Below are 5290 nucleotides of genomic sequence, written 5' to 3'. Positions count from 1 at the left end.
GAGGATTCGCAGTCGTTGCCGATGAGGTGCGAAAACTCGCAGAGAGAACCACTAAATCCTTAAGTGAGATTGAGGCAAATACAAATATTCTCGTGCAGTCTATTAATGATGTTTCTAGCTCTATCAAAGAGCAAGTTGCGGATATTTCGCATATCAATGACGCCATTAGCGAACTAGAACAAGTTACAGAATCTAATGTCCATATTGCCAACCATTCACAAGAAATTAGCCAAACCTTAAGCTCCCTTTCTAGCGCAATTAATGAGGATATAAAAAAGAAAAAATATTAAAATGTAGAATCTCTTTTAGATTCTACAACCCACCAAAAAACTCCACTACCGCTTCACGCATTTAAACAAGTAATTTATAAAAATTTTAGAATTTTGTGCTAAGATTATTTGTTAATTTTTAATACTTAGGGGTAGAGATGAAAAGCAGTATTTTTGAGTTAGTAGAAAATTGGACAAATAACGAAGTAGTCGCAATTTCAGACGCTATTGAACTGATAGAATATGCGGATAAATTAGGTTTTGATGAAGCTTGGATTGGAGAACATCATTTCAATAGTTTTACACTCTGCCCTGCTATCCTTACTCTTATAGGCTATGCGCTTGCACGCACGCAAAATATCAAAGTAGGAAGTGCTGCAATTTTATTACCACATTACCACCCGATTCAACTCTCTGAAGAAATTGCTACATTGGATTTATTGAGCAAGGGGAGATTCCTTTTTGGTTTTGCGCGTGGGGCTTTTCCAATTTTTGATATTTCAATGGGTAACAACCCACAAAACAACCGCAAGATTATGCTAGAAAATGCTAGAATCGTGCATGATTTGCTTTTCAAGGAGCAAGTAAGCTACGAGGGAGAGTTTTGCGATGTCCATAACATCAGTATTCGCCCTCACCCAAAAGGATTGATTCCCTTCTACGTCGCGAGCAATCACGATGAAACCCTCAAAATCTCTGCGCAACGTGGCTATAACTTTTTAGGAGCATTGACACTAGAAGCCAAACGCGCCAAAGAAATTTACAATATTTTTGCAGAAAATGGCGCAAAAGATTTAGAGTTTGTGCTAACGCGGGCAATTTATATTGACGAAGACCGAAGCGTCGCACAAGAAAAGGCACTAATGGGTGTGGATATTTTTACACAATGTATGTTGCGCGCAAACGAATCCAATCCAACCTTTGAAGAAATCATCAAAGCAAGTAATTACGAAGAATTTAGAGCGGAGTTTTTCAATAAAAACAAAATCATGAATTGTATGATTGTTGGCACGCCAAAAGACTGCGTGGAGCAAATTTTAGAATTACGCAAAGAAATTCATTTTAACACGCTTTCTTTGAAACTCCTTTCCTCTCAACTTAAAGATTCGAAAAATATTCTTAGACTTTATAAAGAGTGCGTTGCACCTCATCTCAATGGATTCTAAGCCTAATCCAACTACACTTAAAAATGCTCAAAAGGCACTTTTGAGCTGGTATGCTCTCTATGGTCGTCATCATCTACCTTGGCGCGATAAATTAGCTCCCAATCGTGCCTATCGCGTTTTAATCAGCGAAATAATGTTGCAGCAAACACAAGTAAAAGCAGTGTTAGAACATTTTTATTTTCCTTTTTTAGAATGTTTCCCAAACCTCTGTGCTCTAAGTGCAGCAAATGTTTCAGAAGTATTGCGCGCTTGGCAAGGGCTTGGATACTACTCACGCGCAAGGAATCTGCACAAACTCGCGCAAATTTGTATTGATAATAGCAAGACTTCCACTCTTACTTTTCAAGACATCAATAATCCTTTGCCTTGCGATATTCATCTCTTGCGCAAACTTCCCGGAATCGGAACTTACACCGCAGGAGCGATTGCTTGCTTTGGCTTTGATTTGCCTGTAAGTTTTGTGGATTCCAACATCAAACGCATTCTTTTGCGGCTTTTTGCCTTGCACTCTGCCACCCCCTCTCTTTTAGAATCCAAAGCAAAACTCATTTTAAACCACAAGGAATCCTTCAATCACAATCAAGCCTTGCTAGATTTAGGCGCACTCGTTTGCCTTCCAAAATCTCCCAAATGCAAGGATTGTCCTTTGAGTAATCTTTGCTTAGGAAAAGAGAATTGGCAGGATTTCACACAAAGCAAACCGACAAAAACAATAAAACAAACCTTGCATTTTGGAATTTTTATCCGAGATTCCAACATCGCACTTTCAAAAAGCAAGGAGAAGTTATATTTTGGACTTTATAATTTTCCACAGATTCCACCACATCTTATGCAGACAAGTCAAAAACTTGGAATCTTAAAACATTCTTATACAAAATATCAGCTTACAATAGAAATATATCTTTGTCCTTTTGCAGCTTTAGATTCTTTATCTAGCGACTTTGCAAACAAAGATTCTTTGGAGTTTTTTATGCGTAATTCCTTAGAATCCTTGCCTCTGTCTGCTCTAAGTTTAAAAATCCTAAAATTTTTGCATACAAAAGGCTTGTTTTAATAGAAATTTGCTAATATTTGCACTTTGATTAACCCAAAAACAAGGAATCTTTATGCCACTTTTAGATAGTTTCAAAGTAGATCACAAAAAAATGCCAGCACCCGCTGTGCGTCTTGGCAAGGTAATGCACACATCAAAAGGAGATGAAATTTGCGTATTTGACTTACGTTTTTGTAAGCCAAATGTTGAAATACTAAGTGAAAAGGGAATCCATACTTTAGAACATCTTTTTGCAGGTTTTATGCGTGAGCATTTAAATAATGAAAAAGTAGAAATCATTGATATTTCTCCTATGGGCTGTCGCACCGGATTCTATATGAGCCTTATTGGCAAACCAACTCCACAGGAAGTCCGTGATGCGTGGGAAAAAAGTATGCAAGATATTTTGCAAGTCAGTGAGATTCCAGAGGCAAACCCGCTACAATGCGGCACCTATTTAATGCACTCCCTACAAGAGGCACAAGAAATTGCCAAAAACACATTGGCTAAGGGAATTAGCATTATGGATAACGAAGCTTTAAAACTTAATTTCCAATGACTTTAGAAGAATATTTAAAAGCCATTGAATGCCTCAATCTATGGGCGAAACATTATTATATCTTAGATGACCCCATAGCAAGCGACGAAGAATACGATACGCTTTATCATCAAGTCAAAAATTATGAATCGCAAAACCCTCAAAATATTGCGCCCGATTCTCCTACGCAACGCGTGGGAGACAAGGTGCTAGAATCCTTTAGCAAAGTAGCGCATATCCAAAGAATGTGGAGCTTAGAAGATGTCTTCAATCCTCAAGAATTACAAGATTGGATTGAGCGCGTCTTGCGTGGGGTAAATCACGAGACCTTAAACTTTTCTATTAGTCCTAAATTTGATGGGGCAAGCTTGAATCTCCTTTATGAAAATGGGATTTTAGTAAGTGCTGCGACAAGAGGAGACGCATTTGTAGGAGAAAATGTAACACAAAATGCACGCACGATTCCAAGCATTCCCCTAAAAATAGCCTATAAGGGACGCATTGAGATTCGCGGAGAATGCGTGATTGCCAAAGACGATTTTGAAAAACTCAATCTTGAACGATTACAGCTAAGAGAAAATCTGTTTGCCAATCCACGCAACGCAGCCGCAGGAAGTTTGCGCCAACTAGATTCCAAAATCACTGCAAAGCGAAAATTGCAATTTATCCCTTGGGGTGTGGGTGCTTGTGATTTTAAGGGCTTTATGAGTTCTACAAATATAGATTCTACAAGCCTTGCGCAAGATTCCATAGAATCTAGCCAAGATAGTTTTTTTGCTCTTATGGAAAAAATTTATGCTTTAGGATTCCAAAAATCCCCATTTGTAAAGCTTTGCAAGGATATTCAAGCAATTGAAAAGGCTTATTCTCATCTCATCTCTCAACGTGATTCCTATCCTATCACCTTAGATGGAATGGTGGTGCGCGTAGATTCTATCTCCCTGCAAGAAAAACTTGGATTCACAATTAAAGCCCCTCGTTTTGCCTGTGCCTATAAATTTCCAGCCATTGAAAAAAGAGCAAAAGTCTTAGGAATCACATTACAAGTAGGACGCACGGGTGTAATTACGCCTGTGGCAGAACTTGAACCCATAAGAATTGAGGGAGCAAAAGTTAGTCGTGCGACTTTACATAACTTTGATGAGGTTACAAAAAAGGATATTCAAATCAATGATTTTGTGATTCTTATCCGCAGTGGCGATGTGATTCCAAAAATCATCAAATCTCTACCCGCTTTGCGTGATGGGACACAAACGCCTTGTCCAATTCCGACAAAATGCCCCATTTGCCAGAGTGAATTGCTTATAGAAGAAAAGTTAATTAAATGTCAAAATCTTAGTTGCGAGGCGCGTGTAAAAAATTCTATTATCCACTTTGCAAGCAAAAAGGCACTTAATATTGATGGCTTGGGAGAGAAAATCGTTGAAACATTGTTTGACACAGGAAAGATTCATTCCATTGAGGATTTATTCTTCTTGCAACCGAGAGATTTAAAGGACTTGGAGGGCTTCAAAGATAAAAAAATTCAGAATCTTCTCAATGCGATTGCCGCCACGCGCGGGGTGGAATTATGGCGTTTTATCAATGCACTTGGGATTGAACATATTGGCGAGGGTGCGAGTAAAAAACTAGCAAATAGTTTTGGGATAGAGTTTTATCAAAAAACTTATGAAGACTTTATCGCTCTTGAGGGATTTGGAGAGGAAATGGCAGCTTCTCTAAATGAGTTTTGCAGGGTAAATATTCAACGACTTTTGCGACTTTTGGAGCTTATCTCTCCTGTTTGCACGACGCAAAGGTCTGCGCAAGATTCCAAATTTAGTGGCAAGACTTTCGTTATCACAGGCACATTGTCCAAAGCGCGTGAGGAATATAAGGAATTATTGGAATCTCTTGGGGCAAAAGTTAGCGGAAGTATTTCCAAAAAAACAGATTTTTTGCTTTGCGGTGAAAATGCAGGCTCAAAACTTGCCAAAGCGCAAGAATTGGGTATCAAGATTGTGAGTGAGGCAGAGATTAATGCAATGCTTAAGTAAAGATTCTGCCTCATTGCGGGATTCCACAAGAAAATGTTGGGTTAATTAATTATTGCAATGGAATCCCTAAAGCGAGATTTTGCATTATAGATTGTTTGCCTTGCAATGACAAGTGAAATCTCATTTCCTTTTCTCTTTCAGCTCTCCTCTTAACTTACGCACTTCTTGAAAAAATTGCAAATAAGCAAAGATTCGCCCCCCCCCCCGCACAGAATTAGCAGTAATGAGTGCTTTACCTAATTTATAAG

The 5290-nt window shown here is 38.6% G+C and carries 5 protein-coding genes; all 5 read left to right on the top strand.

The features are described 5' to 3' along the window. The coding region (locus Q1553_RS06770; protein ID WP_300842845.1) for a methyl-accepting chemotaxis protein at positions 1 to 290 on the top strand (290 nt) is incomplete at its 5' end. Positions 291 to 427: 137 nt separating this feature from the next. Further along, positions 428 to 1435 (top strand): LLM class flavin-dependent oxidoreductase, encoded by a 1008-nt coding sequence (locus Q1553_RS06765; protein WP_115550994.1) that lies wholly within the window; start codon positions 428 to 430, stop codon positions 1433 to 1435. Next, complete coding sequence (locus Q1553_RS06760; RefSeq protein ID WP_363315867.1) at positions 1410 to 2489, top strand: A/G-specific adenine glycosylase; 1080 nt, start codon at positions 1410 to 1412, stop codon at positions 2487 to 2489. Before Q1553_RS06765 ends, Q1553_RS06760 begins: the two co-directional genes overlap by 26 nt. Before the next feature lie 52 nt (positions 2490 to 2541). After that, positions 2542 to 3027 carry an S-ribosylhomocysteine lyase gene (gene luxS / locus Q1553_RS06755; protein ID WP_297571707.1) on the top strand — a complete coding sequence of 162 codons (486 nt, stop codon included), beginning with the start codon at positions 2542 to 2544 and terminating at the stop codon, positions 3025 to 3027. After that, positions 3024 to 5042 carry an NAD-dependent DNA ligase LigA gene (gene ligA, locus Q1553_RS06750; protein ID WP_115550997.1) on the top strand — a complete coding sequence of 673 codons (2019 nt, stop codon included), beginning with the start codon at positions 3024 to 3026 and terminating at the stop codon, positions 5040 to 5042. Before luxS ends, ligA begins: the two co-directional genes overlap by 4 nt. Positions 5043 to 5290: the final 248 nt, after the last annotated feature.

The sequence above is a fragment of the Helicobacter sp. UBA3407 genome (assembly GCF_949747025.1).
Lineage (GTDB): Bacteria > Campylobacterota > Campylobacteria > Campylobacterales > Helicobacteraceae > Helicobacter_D > Helicobacter_D ganmani.
This window is presented reverse-complemented; position numbering and strand designations above follow the sequence as displayed.